Origin of the sequence: Streptomyces sp. SD31 (assembly GCF_052068475.1) — a bacterium.
In the GTDB taxonomy this organism is placed as follows: domain Bacteria; phylum Actinomycetota; class Actinomycetes; order Streptomycetales; family Streptomycetaceae; genus Streptomyces.
Window position 1 is genome coordinate 235332 of sequence record NZ_JBQHCX010000001.1, and the last position, 17964, is coordinate 253295.

Below are 17964 nucleotides of genomic sequence, written 5' to 3' on the forward strand. Positions count from 1 at the left end.
GGTGACTCTTCAGGGCGCGCGTGAACGCCGGGTGCGGACCGGCGGGGTCGAGCTGTGCGTCGCCGAGCTGGGCGACCCCGGGCAGCCGACGGTGATCCTCGTGCACGGCTATCCGGACAGCAAGGAGGTGTGGTCCGAGGTCGCGCCGCGGCTGGCCGACCGCTTCCATGTCGTGCTGTACGACGTCCGCGGCCACGGCCGCTCCACGGCACCGAAGCCGCTGCGGGGCGGCTTCACGCTGGAGAAGCTGACGGACGACTTCCTGGCCGTCGTGGACGCGGTCAGCCCGGACCGGTCCGTGCATCTGGTGGGGCACGACTGGGGCTCGGTGCAGTCCTGGGAGTTCGCCACCGTCAAGCGCACCGAAGGCCGGATCGCCTCCTTCACCTCCATGTCCGGCCCGTCCCTGGACCACTTCGGGCACTGGATCAACCAGCGCCTCAAGCGCCCCACCCCGCGCCGGTTCGGCCAACTCCTCGGCCAGGGAGCCAAGTCCTGGTACGTCTACGCGCTGCACACGCCCGGGCTGCCGGAACTGGCCTGGCGCGGCCCGCTCGGCAAGAGCTGGCCGCGCATCCTGGAGCGCATGGAGAAGGTCCCGGGCGGCGACTACCCGACCTCGTCCCTACCGACGGACGCGGCGCACGGGGCGTGGCTGTATCGCGACAACGTACGGGCCCGGCTGCGCCGTCCACGCACGGACGCGTACGCGCACGCGCCCGTGCAGCTCATCACCCCCCTCGGCGACGCCTTCCTGTCGGAGCGGCTCTACGACGAACTGGAGCTGTGGGTTCCGCAGTTGACCCGGCGCACGCTTGCGGCGAAGCACTGGATCCCGCGCAGCCGCCCCGACCAACTCGTGGCCTGGATCTCGGAGTTCGTGACGTCCGTGGAGGGCGGGCGGCCGGAAGCGGTGACGGCGACCGGGAAGTACGCCGACCGCTTCGGCGGGCAGCTCGTCCTGGTCACCGGCGCCGGCAGCGGCATCGGACGGGCGACGGCGTACGCGTTCGCCGAGGCAGGCGCGCGCGTGGTGGCCGTCGACCGGGACGCCGAGGCCGCGGCCCGCACGGCCGAGATGTCCCGTCTGATCGGCGCACCCGCGGCCTGGGCGGAGACGGTCGATGTCTCCGACGAGCAGGCCATGGAGAAGCTCGCCGAGAAGGTCGCGACTGAGTACGGCGTAGTGGACGTCCTGGTCAACAATGCCGGGATCGGCCTGTCGGGCTCCTTCTTCGACACCACACCGGAGGACTGGAAGAAGGTCCTCGACGTCAACCTGTGGGGCGTCATCCACGGCTGCCGCCTGTTCGGGAAGCAGATGGCCGAGCGCGGCCAGGGCGGCCACATCGTCAACACCGCTTCGGCGGCGGCGTACCAGCCCTCCAAGGCACTGCCCGCCTACAGCACCTCCAAGGCAGCCGTACTGATGCTGAGCGAGTGCCTGCGCGCGGAGCTGGCCGGCCAGGGCATCGGCGTCACCGCCATATGTCCCGGCTTCGTCAACACCAACATCACCTCGACCGCGCACTTCGCCGGGGTCGACGCCGAGGAGGAGAAGCGGCGCCAGAAGAAGTCCGCGCGGCTGTACGGGCTGCGGAACTATCCGCCGGAGAAGGTCGCCGACGCCATCCTGCGGGCGGTGGTGCGGGGTGAGGCCGTGGTTCCGGTGACGGCGGAGGCACGTGGGGCGTACCTCATGTCGAGGTTCACGCCGAGGGCACTGCGCAGGATCGCGCGATTGGAGCCGCCGCTATGAGTTCGGTGACACGCCACGAGTTCGGCGCCACCCCCACAAATTCGGCGTCGGCGCCACGAGTTCGGCACCACCCCTATGAGTGAGGCCAGCCGCTTCACCGACCCGCGCGATGAGATCGGCCACGCGGCCGACGGGCCGGCGCCTCCCGCCTACCGGATCGAGGACCTCGCGCACCTCAGCGGTGCCACCGTCCGCACCATCCGCGCCTACCAGGACCGAGGCCTGCTCCCCCGCCCCGAGCGCCGTGGCCGGGCCAACGTCTACTCCGACGCCCACCTCGTCCGCCTGCGCCAGATCGCCGATCTCCTCGACCGCGGCTACACCCTGGCCTCCATCAAGGAGCTCCTGGAGGCCTGGGACGCCGGCCGGGGCCTCGGCGGGGTGCTCGGGCTGGTCGCCGAGGTGGACGGGCCGTGGACCGACGAGGAGGCGGTACGGATCTCGCGCGCCGAGTTGGACGAGCGCTTCGGCGGCACCCCGGACGACGCGGCGGTGGCCGATGCCGTGGAGCTCGGCGTGCTGGAGCCGGCCCCCGGCGACGAGGACTCGTTTCTCGTGCCGAGCCCTCAAGAACTCGCCGTGGCGGTCGAGTTGCATGCTGCCGGAGTTCCCCTGTCCGCGATCTCGGGCCATCTAAGGGAGTTGAGAGGTCAGGTCGAGCACATAGCCGCCCGCTTCCTGGAGTTCACCACCGAACACGTCTTCGCCCGCTACCTCGACGGCCCACACCGTCCGACCGACACCGAAGCGGCCGAAGCGGCCTCTCTCGTACGGCGGCTGCGCCCGCTCGCCCAGCAGACCGTGGACGCGGAACTCGCCCGTGCAATGCGCCTGTTGGCGGTGCGGCACCTGCGTCAGCACCTGGACTCGGGCGAGACCCCGGATCCACGGAACCGGACGCGTTCCGTGACCCTCCCCGCCGACACGATGGCGGCCGTGGAGAGGCTTGTTGGCCCGGAACAGGCTTCTTCCTTCATCGCGCTGGCCGCCGAACGCGAGGTGCGCGCCCGGGCCTTGGACCGGCTGACCGCAAGTCACGCCGCGTCAACTGATCTTGACGAAACCTCTTGAGTCGACGGGTCGTTGTCCACAGAATCGCCAATTCCCCTGTGGATAACCACACTTGGTTGTGGATCAAACATCCGGAGCGAAATCATTCGCGTGATTCACACCTCTCCCGGCACGCTGGTCGCATGGACGAAAGACGCACCGTGAAGGTGTCGAAGTACCTCTCGAAGCACCTGCGGCATCAACCCGAGCGCATCGGACTCACGCTCGACGAGGCAGGCTGGGTCGAGATCGACAGTCTGATCGCCGCCGCGGCCGCGCACGGATTCCGGTTCACCCGGGAAGAGCTGGATCACGTGGTCGCCGCCAATGACAAGCAGCGCTTCGCGATCGAGGGCACCCGGATCCGCGCCAGCCAGGGCCACAGCATCGACGTCGACCTCGGACTGCCCCCGGCGACGCCACCGCCGTACCTCTACCACGGCACCGTGGCCGGCAGCCTGGACGCGATCCGCGCCGAAGGGCTGCGGCCCATGAACAGGCACGACGTGCATCTCTCGCCCGACCGCGAGACCGCCACACGGGTCGGCGCCCGGCGCGGCCGCCCCGTGGTGCTCTCCGTGGACACCGGCGCCATGCACCGCGACGGCCACGTTTTCCACGTCAGCGCGAACGGCGTGTGGCTGACGAAGACGGTGCCGCCGGAGTACCTGCGCTTTCCCGAGTCACACTGACCCCTCGTCCGGCAAGATCGGTGGTATGGACCATTACAGGGACCGCCACAGTGATCACCTCCCCACCACCGAGGCCGCCGTCACCGCACTACGAGCCGTCGCCGCGGAGTACGCGCGCGAGATCGAGGTGAGCCACGACATCGGCGCCGACCAGACCTCCCGCCGCAGCGCCGCGGGCATCGGAGTCACCACGGACCGGGACGGTTCACTGCCCCACGAGGCGTACATCGAATTGGGTGGCCTGCCCCGGGTGAGCGTGCGGCTCTATCCGGAGGACGACGCGCTGATCACCGTCGAGGGGGTCGAATGCCCCGATGTCCGGCGCGACGACGTGCCCGCCTTTGTCCGCGCCCTCTACGACGGCCTGGCCCACGTCAAGGCGCGCCGCTTCCCGCCGGGCCACTTCCTGATCGTGCCGCTACCGGGCGACCGTACGCATCGGGAGTACATGCCGATGATCGGCCTCACTCCGTGGCTGAGCAGCCGCGTGCGGTGACTGTTTCACGTGAAACAGTGCGGCCGCTTAGGCTCGACAACATGAGTCTGCGCCTGAGCACCGTGATCCTCCCGTACCGCCGCTGGTCCGAGGGGGGCCGCGAGGCATGGCAGCGCGCGGAGCAGCTCGGCTTCCACGCCGCGTACACCTACGACCACCTGTCCTGGCGCACCTTCCGGGACGGCCCGTGGTTCGGTGCCGTGCCGACGCTGACCGCAGCCGCGGCCGTCACCGACCGTCTGCGGCTCGGCACACTGGTGACCTCGCCGAACTTCCGGCATCCGGTGCCCTATGCCAAGGAGCTCATCTCCCTCGACGACATCTCCGGCGGTCGCTTCACGCTCGGCGTCGGTGCGGGCGGCTCCGGATTCGACGCCACCGTGCTCGGGCAGGACCCCTGGACGCCGCGCGAGCGGGCCGACCGGTTCGCTGAGTTCGTCCAGCTTCTGGACCGGCTGCTGACCGAGGACTCGGTGTCGTACGAGGGCGACTTCTATTCGGCGCACGAGGCGCGTGGCATTCCGGGCTGTGTGCAGCGCCCCCGGCTGCCCTTCGCGGTCGCCGCGACGGGCCCGCGCGGACTGCGGCTTGCGGCGCGCTACGGGCAGGCGTGGGTGACCACGGGCGACCCCAAGCTGTACGAGAACGGCACTCCTGAACAGTCGATTCAAGCCATTCGTGGACAGGCCGAGAAGCTGGCCGACGCCTGCGCCGAAATCGGCCGGGACACCGCCGGCCTCGACAAGGTCCTGCTCACCGGTTTCACCCCGGACCGCGGCCGTCCGCTGGAGTCCCTCGACGCGTTCGTGGACTTCGCGGGGCGCCATCAGGAACTGGGATTCACCGAGATCGTGGTCCACTGGCCGATCCCCGACTCCGATTTCGCGGGCGACGAGAAGGTCTTCGAGCAGATCGCCATGGATGCGGCGGCTCAGCTGCGGTGAGCCGGTCGCCTGCGACAGCGCTGGTCAGGACCATGTGCGTGGTGTTCTCGGGGGCGGTTTCTCCTCAGGTGCCGCCTCAGATGTGCGGACTGCCGCACGGCCGTGCAGGCATATGCGGGAGAATGACCCGGTGACCTCAGCGACTCGACAGCCCCAGACCCCGGCCGCCGCCGCTGTCCGCCCGCGGCTCATCGCCACCGACCTGGACGGCACCCTTCTGCGGGACGACAAGTCGGTCTCCCCCCGCACGGTGGCCGCGCTGGCCGCCGCCGAGGAGGCGGGTGTCGAGGTGTTCTTCGTCACCGGCCGCCCGGCCCGCTGGATGGACGTCGTCAGCGACCACGTCCACGGTCACGGCCTCGCGATCTGCGGCAACGGTGCCGCGGTGGTCGACCTGCACGGCGGCCCCGGCGCCCACCGGTTCGTGAAGGTGCGGGAGCTGGCGCGAGAGAACGCGCTGGACGCCGTACGGCTGCTGCGCGAGGCGGCTCCGGGCACGGTGTACGCGGTGGAGCAGACCTACGGCTTCTACCAGGAGCCGGACTATCCCAAGCTGCACATGGAGATACCGGACGAGCTCGCGCCGGCCGAGGACCTCCTGGCGCCGGACGCCCCCGGGGCGGGCGAGCCCGTGCTCAAGATCCTCGCCTACCACCGCACCCTCGACCCCGACGCCTTCCTCACCCTCGCCCGCCTCGCCATCGGCGACCGCGCCAATGTCACCCGCTCCAGTCCCAGCGCCCTGCTGGAGATCAGCGGCCCCGGCGTCTCCAAGGCCAGCACGCTCGCCCTGTGCTGCGCCGAGCGCGGTATCTCGCACGAGGAGGTCGTGGCCTTCGGGGACATGCCGAACGACGTGGAGATGCTGACCTGGGCGGGCCAGTCGTACGCGATGGGCAACGCGCACCCGGATGTCATCGCCGCCGCCTCGGGGCGGACGGTCGCCAACAACGAGGACGGTGTGGCGGTCGTGATCGAGCAGCTGCTGGCCCAGCGGGACTAGACCCGGGCCGCCGCCCCCTTACTCCACCTGCACCGCCCGCGCCGCCAGCCATGGCACCGGATCCACCGCCGAGCCCATCTCCGCGGTGACCCGTACCTCGAAGTGCAGGTGGGGACCGGTGGAGTTGCCGGTCGTGCCCGTCTGGCCGATCCACTGCCCGGTGTCCACGCGCTCGCCCTGGTCGACGGCGGCGGAGGCCAGGTGGGCGTACTGCGTGTAGTAGCCGTCCGCGTGCCGGACGACGATCTCCATGCCGAAGGCGCCCCCACACGACACCCTGACCACGCGCCCGTCCCCGACCGCCCGCACTGGCGTACCGATCGGCACCGCGAAGTCCTGCCCGGTGTGCCGGTTCGCCCACCGCGACCCGCCGCTGCCGAACGCCGCGGACAGCTCGTACGACTCCACCGGCGCGACCCACTCGGTCGGGAAGTCCGTCTGCGGTTGGTCGAGCCGCACGGCACCGGCGCAGGAGCCGGCGGCCACGGAGGCGTCGGCCTGCCCCTGCAACTGCCACCGCGCCGCTTCGAGCTTCTGCTCGATGGCCTTCTTGAGATCGGCGAGCTCGGCGTTGCGCTTGTCCAGGGCCTGCCAGGCCGCCTCGGCCCTCGCCTCGTCCGCGGCCAGCCGGGCCTCGGCGCGACGGTTCTTCTCGATGGCGTTGTTGACTGCCAGGTTCGTCTGCGAGAAGACGTGCTGACCGCGCATCAGCTGATCCGGACTCTTGGCGAGGATCAACTGCGCGGTGAGCGGCATCCCGCCGCTGCTGCGGTACTGGGCGCGCGCGATCCGGCCCAGGTCCTCGTGCAGGATGCCGATCTGCCGCCGCTCGCGTTCGAGCAGCGCCTCGATCCGCTGTGCCTTCCCCCGCTGCGCCTCGGCCTTCTGCCGCCCCGCCTCGTACCGCTGCGTCGCCAGAGCCGCGTCCTCGTACAACCGCGCCACCTGCGCACCGAGGCCCAAGGCACCGCCGATTCCCCCGCCGTCGCGGGCGGGGGTGTCCTTCCCGTCACCGGAGGCACCGGCGGCCGGGGCCACGAGGAGGGCGAGCGCGCACAGCAGCGCCGGAACGAGCAGACATTTGCGGCGATATGAGCGCATGTCAGCGATCCTGGCCCGCGGACCGGGGCCGGGTCCTGTTCGGGTCGTACGCCTGGGGGACTTGTTGCTGCGGACGGGTCAGTACGGCTGTTGACGCGGGTGTCGACGAGCGGTCCCCACCGGACAGCGGTCACCCACGGCCACGGGCCGGTCGCGCGCTACGGCGCCCCCACCAACGAATCCGCCTCCCCTTCCCGCTCCACCATCCCCCGCAGCAGCCCGTCCGCAGCCGCCAGCTCCGCGAACGTGCCCCGCTGCACCACACGCCCCTCGCCCAGGACGACCACCTCGTCCACCGCTTCCAGACCAGCCAGTCGATGGGTGATGAGCAGGGTCGTACGGCCCTCGGTGGCGGCCAGCAGATCGGCGGTGAGGGCGTCGGCGGTAGGCAGGTCGAGGTGCTCGGCAGGCTCGTCGAGCACGAGGACGGGGAAGTCGGCGAGCAGTGCACGGGCCAGCGCGAGCCGCTGCCGCTGCCCGCCCGACAGCCGCGTCCCGTGCTCGCCCACGAGCGTGTCCAGCCCGTCGGGCAGGCTGTCGGCCCAGTCGAGCAACCGGGCGCGCTCGAGGGCGTCGCGCAGTTCGGCCTCGGTGGCGTCCTTCTTGGCGAGGAGCAGGTTCTCGCGCACGGAGCTGTCGAAGAGGTGCGCGTCCTGCGCACACAGGCCGACGAGCCGCCGTACGTCGTCACCGTCCAGCGCGTACGCGTCCACGCCGCCCAGCGTGTACGAACCCGCGTCCGCGTCCAGGAAGCGCAGCAGCACCTGCGCTAGCGTCGTCTTACCGGACCCGGACGGGCCGACCACCGCGATCCGGCGCCCCTCGTCCAGGGTCAGATCGAGGCCGGCGAGCGCGTCCCTGTCCTGCCCCACGTGCCGGGCGGTCAGGCCTCGGACGGCGACCGGGAAGGGCGACGCGGGCGCCTGCCGGGGCCGTACCGGCTCCCGCACGGGCTCAGGGGCGTCCAGCACCTCGTACACGCGCTCCGCGCTCTTGCGCACCCGCTGCCGGTACTGCACGGCGAGCGGCAACCCCAGGACGGCCTCGAAGGCAGCCAGGGGGGTCAGGACGACCACGGCCATCGTCACGCCGCCCAGCCGCCCGTCGGCGACCGCCTGGGCGCCCACGAGGGCGGTGGCGGCGACGGTGAGCCCGGAGATCAGCGCGATGAGTCCGTCGCCGAGCGCGGTGGCGGTGGCGGCCCGCGAGGCGATCCGGGTGAGAACCCCGTCGGCCCGCCGCGCTTCGGCCGTACGGCTGGGCAGGGCGCCGGCGACGGTGAGCTCCGCGGTGCCGGTGAGCAGATCCGCCACACGTGTCGCGAGCACTCCGCGGGCAGGCGCCAGCCTGCGCTCGGCACGGCGGGCGACGGCACCCGTGACGAGCGGGACACCCGCCCCGGCCGCCAGGAGCCCCACCGCGAGCACGGCACCGGCCTCGGGCAGCAGCCACGCGGTGAAGCCGACGGCCCCGGCGGACACCATGGTCGCCGCGGCCGCGGGCAACAGCCACCGCAGCCAGTAGTCCTGCAATGCGTCCACGTCGGCGACGAGCCGCGACAGCAGATCGCCCCGGCGCGTGCGACGCAGCCCGGCGGGAGCGAGCCGCTCCAGCCGCCGGTAGACGGCGACCCGAGTGTCGGCCAGCATCCGCAGCACCGCGTCGTGCGACACCAGCCGCTCGGCGTACCGGAACACGGCCCGTCCGATGCCGAAGGCCCGCGTCGCCGTCACGGCCACCATCAGGTACAGCACGGGCGGCTGCTGCGAGGCCCGCGAGATGAGCCATCCAGAGGTCGCCATGAGCCCGACGGCACTGCCGAGCGCGAGGCTCCCGAGCAGCAGCGCGAGGGCGAGGCGACCGCGCCGGGGACCGGACATGGCGCGGACCCGGGCAAGGACACCCCGTGCGTCCGCCGCCGCGAGGGGCCCGGTCTCGGCATCGTCCGAAGGGGAACCGCCGTGCGCTTCCTGCTCGATCGGACGGACGACAGACGCCCTGGGCGAGGCCTCTGCCTGCACAGGGGCCACGGCTTCCGCGAGCCGCACCACCCGGTCCGCCACGCCCAGCAGCGCCGGCCGATGCACCACGAGCAGCACCGTCCGCCCCACCGCCAGCCTTCGCACGGCCTCCACGACCTCGGCCTCGGTGGCCCCGTCGAGCGCGGCCGTCGGCTCGTCGAGCAGCAGTACGGGCCGGTCCGCGAGGAACGCCCGGGCCAGCGCGAGCCGCTGCCGCTGCCCTGCGGACAGCCCGGTCCCGTCCTCACCGAGCACGGTGTCGACGCCCTGGGGCAGCGCGTCCACGAACTCCAACGCCCCGGCGTCCCCCAGCGCACGCCGCACGGCGGCATCGTCCGCGTCGGGACGCGCCAGCCGTACGTTCTCAGCGATCGTCCCGGCATACAGATGCGGCCGCTGCGGCACCCAGGCAATGTGTGAGCGCCATTCCCGCAGATCGAGTTCGGCGAGATCGACTCCCCCGACCAGTACCCGCCCCTCGGCCGGCCGCACGAATCCAAGCAGCACGTTCAGCAGTGTCGACTTGCCCGCGCCGCTCGGCCCGACGAGCGCGACCGTCTCTCCGGGTTCGACGGCGAGAGACACGTCCGACACGGCGTCGGTGGACCGTCCGCGGTAGCGGACGGAGACGCCCTCGAACGACACCGTCCCCGTCGGCACCGCGGCGGTCCCCGAGGCCGGCACCGGAGTCTCCAGCACCTCGAAGATCTCCTCGGCCGCAGCCAGGCCCTCGGCCGCCGCGTGGTACTGCGCGCCCACCTGACGCAGCGGGAGGTAGGCCTCGGGCGCCAGCACAAGGACGACCAGGCCGTCGTACAGATGCATCTCACCATGGACGAGCCGCATGCCGATCGTCACCGCGACCAGGGCCACCGAGAGCGTCGAGAGCAGCTCCAGCGCGAAGGAGGAGATGAAGGCGATCCGCAGGGTCCGCATGGTCGCCCTGCGGTACTCGCCGGTGATGTGCCGGATCGACTCGGCCTGCGCCTTGGCCCGCCCGAACACCTTCAGGGTCGGCAGCCCGGCGACGACGTCCAGGAAGTGCCCGGACAACCGGGACAGTAGCCGCCACTGACGGTCCATCCGGGACTGCGTGGCCCAGCCGATCAACATCATGAAGATCGGAATCAGCGGCAGGGTGCCGACGATGATCGCCGCCGAGACCCAGTCCTCGGTCACAATCCGGGCCAGCACGGCCACGGGCACGACCACCGCGAGCCCCAACTGCGGTAGATAGCGGGAGAAGTAGTCATCGAGGGCATCGACACCTCGCGTGGCGAGGGAGACGAGCGAGCCGGTTCGCTGTCCGCTCAGCCAGCCGGGCCCCAGCTCAGCCGACCGCTCCAGCAGCCGCCCCCGTAGCTCCGACTTCACCGCCGCGCTCGCACGGTGAGCGGCGAGCTCGGTGAGCCACGCGACGACCGCACGGCCGACCGCGACAGCCGCCAACAACAGCAGGGGAGTGCGCAGTTCAGCGGCGGACATCCCGTGCTCGAACGCACCTACCACCGCCTCGGCGATGAGCATCGCCTGCGCGATGACCAGCACCGCACCGACGGCACCCAGGCCGACGACCGCGATCAGGAAGAGGCGAGTGGTGCGGGCGTATCGGAGAAGACGCGGATCGATCGGTTTCACGTGAAACATGCCCTTCGGTCCAGGGCGGGGTGTTTCACGTGAAACATCGTGAACCACCCCGCCCGCATCGGACTCAGTGCGTGGCCCCCGCAGCGGCATCCGCGGCGATGTGCTGCGTGCCGATCCGCTTGCGGAACACCCAGTAGGTCCAGCCCTGGTAGAGCATGACGATCGGCGTGGCGATCACCGCACACCAGGTCATGATCTTCAGGGTGTATGGGCTCGACGAGGCGTTGGTGACCGTGAGGCTCCACTCGTCATTGAGCGAGGACGGCATGACGTTCGGGAAGAGCGTCAGGAAGAGCATCGCCACGGCGGCCACGATGGTCACACCGGAGAAGGCGAACGACCATCCCTCGCGCCCGGCCTGGTTCGCCACCAATGCCGCCACCAGCGCGGCCACGGCCACCATAAGAGCGACCAGGCTCTGCCCGTCGCCGTTCTCAACCTGCGTCCAGAGCAGGAAGAGCAGCGCCAGCCCAGCGGCGACGAGACCGACCCACAGGGCCAGAGTCCGCGCCCGCTCCCGGATCTCCCCGACGGTCTTGAGTGCGGTGAACACCGCCCCGTGGAAGGTGAACAGCGTCAGCGTGACCAGACCACCGAGCAGCGCATACGGGTTGAGCAGGTCCAGGACGGTGCCGACGTACTCATGACCCTGGTCGAGCTTCACGCCCCGCACGATGTTGCCGAAGGCCACACCCCACAGGAACGCCGGGATCAGCGAGCACCAGAAGATCGCGTGCTCCCAGTTGCGCTGCCAGTTCTCCTCGGGCCGCTTGGCCCGGTACTCGAAGGCGACACCTCGGACGATCAGGCTGACCAGGATGAGCAACAGCGGCAGATAGAAGCCCGAGAAGAGCGTGGCGTACCACTCGGGGAAGGCGGCGAAGGTCGCACCGCCGGCCGAGAGCAGCCATACCTCGTTGCCGTCCCAGACGGGGCCGATGGTGTTGATCAGCACCCGCCGCTCGGGCCGGTTCCGGGCCAGCAGCTTGGTGAGGACGCCGACCCCGAAGTCGAAGCCCTCCAGGAAGAAGTAGCCGATCCACAGGACGGCGATCAGGACGAACCAGACGTCGTGAAGTTCCATGACTGTGCAGCTCCCTCGGCCTAGTACGAGAAGGCCATCGGCTTGTCGGCGTCACGGGAGTCGCCGCCGATCTTCGTGGGCGGGTTCAGGTCGGCCTCCGTCAGCTCGGGCGGGCCGGCCTTGATGTACTTCGCCAGCAGCTTGACCTCGACGACGGCGAGGATGGCGTAGAGCGTGGTGAAGACGATCATCGAGGTGATGACCTCGCCCTGGGAGACGCTGGGGGAGACCGCGTCACGGGTGCGCAGGACGCCGTAGACGACCCACGGCTGGCGGCCCATCTCGGTGAAGATCCAGCCCCAGGAGTTGGCGATCAGCGGGAAGGCCAGGGTCCAGATCGCGATGCGCCAGTACCACTTCGTCAGCTTCGGGCCGAGCGCCTTCTTCGGGAGCAGCACCAGATGCGGCACCTCGTTGTCCCCGACCCTCAGGTGCTGCGGCAGCATGAACTTCTTGCGGGTCAGCCAGAGCCCGATCAGACCGATGGTGAACGACGCCATGCCGAAGCCGATCATCCAGCGGAAGCCCCAGTAGGCGACGGGGATGTTGGGCCGGTAGTCGCCGGGACCGTACTTCTCCTGCTCGGCCTTGTTGACGTCGTTGATACCGGGGACGTACGAGGTGAAGTCGTCCTTGGCCAGGAAGGACAGCAGGCCCGGAATCTCGATGGCGACCTTGTTGTGGCCCTTGTCGACGTCACCGACGGCGAACACCGAGAAGGGCGCCGGCTCCTCGCCGTCCCACAGTGCTTCGGCCGCGGCCATCTTCATCGGCTGCTGCTCGTACATGATCTTGCCGAGGACGTCGCCGCTGATCGCGGTGAGCATGCCGCCTATGACGACGGTGACCAGGCCGAGCCGCAGCGAGGTCTTCATCTCGCGGATGTGCTTCTTGCGCAGCAGGTGGAAGGCGGAGATGCCGACCATGAACGCCCCGCCCGTGAGGAAGGCCGCCGACAGGGTGTGGAAGGCCTGCGCAAGCGCGGTGTTCTGGGTCAGCACGAGCCAGAAGTCGGTGAGCTCGGCCCGTCCCTTCGCCTCGTTGATCCGGTAGCCGACCGGGTGCTGCATCCACGAGTTGGCCGCGAGGATGAAGTACGCCGACAGGATCGTGCCGATGGAGACCATCCACATACAGGCCAGGTGGATCTTCTTCGGCAGCTTGTCCCAGCCGAAGATCCACAGGCCGATGAAGGTGGACTCGAAGAAGAAGGCGATCAGAGCCTCGAAGGCGAGCGGAGCGCCGAAGACGTCACCGACGAAGCGGGAGTAGTCGGACCAGTTCATGCCGAACTGGAACTCCTGCACGATGCCGGTGACCACACCCATCGCGATGTTGATCAGGAAGAGCTTGCCCCAGAACTTCGTCGCTCTGAGGTACTTCTCCTTCTCCGTGCGCACCCAGGCGGTCTGCAGCCCGGCCGTCAGGGCGGCCAGCGAGATCGTCAGGGGGACGAACAGAAAGTGGTAGACGGTGGTGATACCGAACTGCCAGCGCGCCAGAGTCTCCGGCGCCAAAGCCAGGTCCACGTCGCCGCTCCTTACCTACGCTTGTGAAAGCGTTCACATTCACAAGCAATTATGCAGCACCCACTTTCCGGCCCCCGAGGGGGGTCCCTCATTAGGGTCAACCTCTTGGCTCGGACTTCAACATATTGTTGAATCGCCTGCATGCAGACACAGACACCACTACGGATACGGATCTCCTGGCCCGCGGGACACCTCACCGCGGCGCTCGACGACACCCCGACCACGCAGGCGCTTGCCAAGGCCCTACCCCTCGTCTCCACCGCCCGCACCTGGGGCGAAGAGGTCTACTTCGACACGGGCGTCGCCGTTCCACGTGAAACCAACGCCCGGCAGGTCGTCGAACCGGGCACGGTCGCCTTCTGGACGGACGGCGACGCGCTCGCCCTCCCCTACGGACCCACGCCGATCTCGCAAGGCGACGAGTGCCGCCTCGCGAGCCCGTGCAACATCCTCGCCCGCATAGACGGCGACCCCCGTCTGCTGGCGACCGTCCGCGGCGGCGACCCCGTGCGCGTGGAAATCGTGGACGCCTGACCCGCTTGCGGAGCCCTAAGCTTCATGCCTCCTCGCGGGGCCCTAAAGCTTCTTGCCTGCTTGCGGAGCCCTACAGCTCCTTGCGGAACCCTTCCGCCACCTTCAGGAAGATGTCGTTCGCCTCGGCCTCCCCGACCGTGACCCGCACACCCTCGCCCGGGAACGGTCGGACCACCACGCCGTGCTGCTCACACGCCGCCGCGAAGTCGACCGTGCGCTCCCCCAGCCGCAGCCACACGAAGTTGGCCTGGGTCTCGGGCACCGTCCAGCCCTGGGCACGCAGCCCCTCGACCACGCGGTTGCGCTCGCACACCAACGAGCCCACCCGGCCGAGCAGTTCGTCCTCCGCGCGCAGCGAGGCGATGGCCGCGTCCTGCGCGAGCTGGCTCACCCCGAAGGGCACGGCCGTCTTGCGCAGCGCCGCCGCGACCGGCTCATGGGCGATCGCGAAGCCGACGCGGAGACCGGCGAGGCCGTACGCCTTGGAAAACGTCCGCAGGACACAGACGTTCGGCCGCTCACGGTAGATCTCCACACCGTCCGGCACCTCGGGGTCGCGAATGAACTCGCGGTACGCCTCGTCGAGCACGACCAGCACATCGCCGGGCACCCGGTCCAGGAACCGCTCCAGCTCGGCCCGCTTCACGACCGTGCCCGTCGGGTTGTTGGGGTTGCAGACGAAAATCAGCCTGGTTCGGTCGGTGATGGCGGCGGCCATCGCGTCCAGGTCGTGCACATCACCCGGGGTCAGCGGCACCTTCACGGACGTGGCACCACTGATCTGCGTGATGATCGGGTACGCCTCGAAGGACCGCCAGGCATAGATGACCTCGTCGCCGGGTCCGGAGGTGGCCTGCAGCAGCTGCTGGGCGACGCCGACCGAGCCGGTGCCGGTGGCCAGGTGGGAGGCCGGGACGCCGAAGCGCTCGGACAGCTCGTTCATCAGCGCCGTGCACATCATGTCCGGGTAGCGGTTGAAGGACGAGACGGCGGACGTCACGGTCTCCAGCACGCCGGGCAGCGGCGGATAGGGGTTCTCGTTGGAGGACAGCTTGTAGGCCACCGGACCACCGGCCGCGGCGGGCTTGCCGGGCTTGTAGGTCGGGATCCCCTCCAGCTCGGCGCGCAGCTTGGGGCTCGTCTCGCTCACCGCAGTCCTCCTCGCGACCACCGGCGGCCCATCACCACCGCCGGCTCCAATACTCCTCACCTTATGAGGATTCAGCGCCGATGCGTACAGGTGTGACGCCTCGAGTGCGGCCCACCTTCCGTCACACCTGCATCACGGGCATCGTCGTACGAAGTTGTACGAATTGGGGGGCGCGTCACACATATATCTACGCGCCGGTGGCTCGCGCCGTGGCGCGCATCCCCCGTGAAGGTGAGTTGAGACCTCTTCGAAACATCGGGCACTTGGCAGGCCCATGCGCGCCGACAAGTCAGGTCTTACCATTGGATCGTTCAACTCCCTTACCTTCCAAGGCGCTTGACGCTCAATGACCTTGCAGAAACGTGCCTGTCAACGCGTGCATATGCGTCCGCACTACCCCACCGCATGAGCCCTACTATCGGCTCGCCATGACAGCAGCAGGGAAGCACCAGGTGAGCCGCGCGGAAACCTCACGCCGAGGCAGTCGACCCGGCCGGGCCGGCATCAGAGACGTGGCCGCCGCTGCCGGAGTCTCCATCACGACCGTCTCCGACGCCCTCAACGGCAAGGGCCGGCTTCCGGACGCCACCCGACGGCATGTCCGCGAGGTCGCCGACCGGCTGGGCTACCGGCCCTCGGCCGCCGCCCGGACACTCCGTACCGGCAAGTCAGGACTCATCGGCCTGACCGTGACGACATACGGGGATGAACCTTTCACCTTCACGGAGTTCGCGTACTTCGCCGAGATGGCCCGCGCGGCCACCTCGGCCGCGCTCGCCCGCGGCTACGCCCTGGTGATCCTCCCCGCGACCTCACGCCACGACGTCTGGTCGAATGTCGCCCTCGACGGCACGGTCGTCATCGACCCGTCCGACCAGGACCCGGTCGTCAGCGAGCTGGTCAGGCAGGGTCTGCCGGTCGTCTCCGACGGCCGCCCGGCCGGTTCGCTCCCGGTCACCGCCTGGGTCGACAACGACCACGAGGCCGCCGTACTCGGCATCCTCGACCACCTGGCCGACGCGGGCGCCCGCCGGATCGGGCTGCTCACGGGCACCACGACGGACACGTACACCCACCTGTCGACCACCGCCTATCTGCGCTGGTGCGAGCGGGTCGGCCAGGATCCGGTGTACGAGGCCTACCCGGCGCACGACCCGTGCGCGGGCGCCGTGGCCGCCGACCGGCTGCTCGCCCGCCCCGACCGCCCCGACGCCGTCTACGGCCTGTTCGACCCGAACGGCACCGACCTGCTCGCCGCCGCCCGCCGCTACGGCATGCGCGTACCTGACGACCTGCTTCTGGTCTGCTGCAGCGAGTCCACGGTGTACGCCAACACCGAGCCGCCCGTCACCACGCTCTCCCTCAAGCCCCGTCGCATCGGCACGGCCGTGGTCCAGCTCCTCATCGACGCCATCGAGGGGGTCGAGTCGGACCGGCCGGTCGAGCAGGTGATACCGACCGAACTGATCGTGCGTACCTCGTCCCAGCGACGTCCGCCGCGTACGACGGTCAGCCCGCCTCGGTCGCCCGAGGAGCGGTAGGAGCAGGTCGGGGGAGGGCACAAGCAGGTCGAGGAGCGAAAGAAAGCGCGGTCATCGGGCGGCCGAAGCCATGCCCAATCGGGGCGAATGCCGCGGTGAACAGGAGTCCTGCTCCGATTCACCACCCCTGGGTCATCACATGGCGCGATCGGCATTCCTATGATGGGCCCACGACACCCGCGGGCCGCTGCGACCAGGCAGTCCGATGCGGTGCAGCTGCGGCGCGATGGTGGAGGGGTCTGATGACTCAGGGGGCCGGTCAGGGACCCGAGATGGAGCGGACGGCGACGTTGCGCGACTTCCGAGTGCCCGCTTACGTCCACGAGACCGGTCCGTACGTCCACAGCACGCACCCGGGCGACGTCGCCCCGCCCCTCGACGAGGCCTATCCGGAGGGCTACACGCCCACGGAGCGCGACCTGCCCGTGATCAACCGCGGTGACACCCTTCAGGTGACCATCGACCCCGCATCCGTGCCGGCTCCGCAGTCGGCGGACAGTCCGGGTCCGCTGTTCGTCGTCGGCGACGTGCACGGCTATCTCGACGAGTTGGTCGCCGCTCTCCAGGAGAAGGGCCTCATCGACTCGGCGGGTAACTGGTGCGCGGGCACCGCCCGGCTGTGGTTCCTCGGCGACTTCACCGACCGCGGCCCCGACGGCATCGGCGTCATCGACCTCGTGATGCGGCTGTCGGCGGAGGCGGCCGCGGCCGGCGGCTACTGCAAGGCCCTGATGGGCAACCACGAGCTGCTGCTGATCGGCGCCAAGCGCTTCGGCGACACCCCCGTCAACTCCGGCGCGGGCACCGCCACCTTCCAGGCCGCCTGGCTGCTCAACGGCGGCCAGAAGACCGACATGGACCGTCTCCAGGACCACCACCTGCAGTGGATGTCCCGGCTGGACGCCATGGAGCAGGTCGACGGCCATCTGCTCGTCCACTCGGACACCACCGCCTATCTCGACTACGGCGACTCGATCGAGGCGGTCAACGACACCGTCCGCGAGACGCTCACGCGCAACGACGCCGACGAAGTCTGGGACCTGTTCCGCAAGTTCACCAAGCGGTTCTCCTTCCGCGACGAGGGCGGCGCCGACCATGTCCGTTCCCTGCTCGATACGTACGGCGGCACCCGCATCGTTCACGGCCACAGCCCCATTCCGTACCTGCTGGGCGAGGTCGGCTCCGAGGAGGGCGAGGACAGCGCCGGGCCCGTGATCGAGGGACCGCACGTCTACGCCGACCGCCTCGCGATCGCGATGGACGGCGGCGTGACCATGGCCGGGAAGCTGCTGGTCCAGCAACTTCCCCTGGATATCTGAACGTTCACCGGGCAGACGTCCCCCCATGGCGCAGTGACGGAAGACGGCGCAGGCCAGGGCCCAATTTTGTCAAACCCCCTGTCACCGTGTGCCG

Annotated in this window: 14 protein-coding genes; 9 read left to right on the top strand and 5 right to left on the bottom strand. The window is 69.9% G+C overall.

Annotation, left to right across the window (positions count from 1 at the left end; genetic code table 11):
- The first annotated feature begins 1 nt into the window (after position 1).
- The 6 genes from ACTMVF_RS01050 (at position 2) to ACTMVF_RS01075 (ending at position 5944) form a co-directional block, all read left to right on the top strand.
- Positions 2-1759 carry an SDR family oxidoreductase gene (locus tag ACTMVF_RS01050; RefSeq protein ID WP_441269519.1) on the top strand — a complete coding sequence of 586 codons (1758 nt, stop codon included), beginning with the start codon at positions 2-4 and terminating at the stop codon, positions 1757-1759.
- Positions 1760-1834: 75 nt separating this feature from the next.
- Positions 1835-2830 (top strand): MerR family transcriptional regulator, encoded by a 996-nt coding sequence (locus tag ACTMVF_RS01055; RefSeq protein ID WP_441269037.1) that lies wholly within the window; start codon positions 1835-1837, stop codon positions 2828-2830.
- A gap of 122 nt (positions 2831-2952) precedes the next feature.
- Positions 2953-3501, top strand: coding sequence for an RNA 2'-phosphotransferase (locus ACTMVF_RS01060; protein WP_441269038.1), 549 nt, complete (start codon positions 2953-2955; stop codon positions 3499-3501).
- 25 nt (positions 3502-3526) lie between these two features.
- Positions 3527-3997 carry a hypothetical protein gene (locus ACTMVF_RS01065; RefSeq protein ID WP_441269039.1) on the top strand — a complete coding sequence of 157 codons (471 nt, stop codon included), beginning with the start codon at positions 3527-3529 and terminating at the stop codon, positions 3995-3997.
- A 41-nt stretch (positions 3998-4038) separates the two neighbouring features.
- Complete coding sequence (locus ACTMVF_RS01070) at positions 4039-4941, top strand: LLM class flavin-dependent oxidoreductase (protein WP_441269040.1); 903 nt, start codon at positions 4039-4041, stop codon at positions 4939-4941.
- A gap of 130 nt (positions 4942-5071) precedes the next feature.
- Positions 5072-5944 carry an HAD hydrolase family protein gene (locus tag ACTMVF_RS01075; protein ID WP_441269041.1) on the top strand — a complete coding sequence of 291 codons (873 nt, stop codon included), beginning with the start codon at positions 5072-5074 and terminating at the stop codon, positions 5942-5944.
- A gap of 18 nt (positions 5945-5962) precedes the next feature.
- On the opposite strand, the gene ACTMVF_RS01080 is transcribed toward ACTMVF_RS01075, so the two are convergent.
- From ACTMVF_RS01080 to ACTMVF_RS01095, 4 genes are all read right to left on the bottom strand, one after another.
- On the bottom strand, positions 5963-7045 hold the full coding sequence (locus tag ACTMVF_RS01080; protein WP_441269042.1) for a M23 family metallopeptidase: 1083 nt from the start codon (positions 7043-7045) through the stop codon (positions 5963-5965).
- Between the two features lie 158 nt (positions 7046-7203).
- Positions 7204-10713: a thiol reductant ABC exporter subunit CydD gene (gene cydD / locus ACTMVF_RS01085; protein ID WP_441269043.1), complete on the bottom strand. Its 3510-nt coding sequence runs from the start codon at positions 10711-10713 to the stop codon at positions 7204-7206.
- A gap of 64 nt (positions 10714-10777) precedes the next feature.
- On the bottom strand, positions 10778-11797 hold the full coding sequence (gene cydB, locus ACTMVF_RS01090; RefSeq protein ID WP_441269044.1) for a cytochrome d ubiquinol oxidase subunit II: 1020 nt from the start codon (positions 11795-11797) through the stop codon (positions 10778-10780).
- 20 nt (positions 11798-11817) lie between these two features.
- Positions 11818-13326 carry a cytochrome ubiquinol oxidase subunit I gene (locus ACTMVF_RS01095; RefSeq protein WP_441269045.1) on the bottom strand — a complete coding sequence of 503 codons (1509 nt, stop codon included), beginning with the start codon at positions 13324-13326 and terminating at the stop codon, positions 11818-11820.
- A gap of 141 nt (positions 13327-13467) precedes the next feature.
- Between ACTMVF_RS01095 and ACTMVF_RS01100 the strand changes: the two genes are divergently transcribed.
- Positions 13468-13860 (top strand): cyclophilin-like fold protein, encoded by a 393-nt coding sequence (locus ACTMVF_RS01100; RefSeq protein ID WP_441269046.1) that lies wholly within the window; start codon positions 13468-13470, stop codon positions 13858-13860.
- 70 nt (positions 13861-13930) lie between these two features.
- Here ACTMVF_RS01100 and hisC read toward each other — a convergent pair whose 3' ends face one another.
- Complete coding sequence (gene hisC / locus ACTMVF_RS01105; protein ID WP_441269047.1) at positions 13931-15010, bottom strand: histidinol-phosphate transaminase; 1080 nt, start codon at positions 15008-15010, stop codon at positions 13931-13933.
- Positions 15011-15438: 428 nt separating this feature from the next.
- On the opposite strand from hisC, the gene ACTMVF_RS01110 reads away from it, so the two are divergent.
- Positions 15439-16551, top strand: a complete 1113-nt coding sequence (locus ACTMVF_RS01110; RefSeq protein ID WP_301999214.1) for a LacI family DNA-binding transcriptional regulator — start codon at positions 15439-15441, stop codon at positions 16549-16551.
- Between the two features lie 242 nt (positions 16552-16793).
- A complete protein-coding gene (locus ACTMVF_RS01115) occupies positions 16794-17870 on the top strand; it encodes a metallophosphoesterase (protein WP_441269048.1) in 1077 nt (358 codons plus the stop codon).
- Positions 17871-17964: the final 94 nt, after the last annotated feature.

What these genes read in the sequence shown, in the direction of transcription:
- ACTMVF_RS01065 (WP_441269039.1), top strand. Translation starts at nt 3,527, where the DNA reads ATGGACCATTACAGGGACCGCCACAGTGATCACCTCCCCACCACCGAG.
- ACTMVF_RS01070 (WP_441269040.1), top strand. Translation starts at nt 4,039, where the DNA reads ATGAGTCTGCGCCTGAGCACCGTGATCCTCCCGTACCGCCGCTGGTCC.
- ACTMVF_RS01055 (WP_441269037.1), top strand. Translation starts at nt 1,835, where the DNA reads ATGAGTGAGGCCAGCCGCTTCACCGACCCGCGCGATGAGATCGGCCAC.
- ACTMVF_RS01080 (WP_441269042.1), bottom strand. Translation starts at nt 7,045, where the DNA reads ATGCGCTCATATCGCCGCAAATGTCTGCTCGTTCCGGCGCTGCTGTGC.
- ACTMVF_RS01110 (WP_301999214.1), top strand. Translation starts at nt 15,439, where the DNA reads ATGACAGCAGCAGGGAAGCACCAGGTGAGCCGCGCGGAAACCTCACGC.
- ACTMVF_RS01060 (WP_441269038.1), top strand. Translation starts at nt 2,953, where the DNA reads ATGGACGAAAGACGCACCGTGAAGGTGTCGAAGTACCTCTCGAAGCAC.
- ACTMVF_RS01100 (WP_441269046.1), top strand. Translation starts at nt 13,468, where the DNA reads ATGCAGACACAGACACCACTACGGATACGGATCTCCTGGCCCGCGGGA.
- cydD (WP_441269043.1), bottom strand. Translation starts at nt 10,713, where the DNA reads ATGTTTCACGTGAAACCGATCGATCCGCGTCTTCTCCGATACGCCCGC.
- cydB (WP_441269044.1), bottom strand. Translation starts at nt 11,797, where the DNA reads ATGGAACTTCACGACGTCTGGTTCGTCCTGATCGCCGTCCTGTGGATC.
- ACTMVF_RS01115 (WP_441269048.1), top strand. Translation starts at nt 16,794, where the DNA reads ATGACTCAGGGGGCCGGTCAGGGACCCGAGATGGAGCGGACGGCGACG.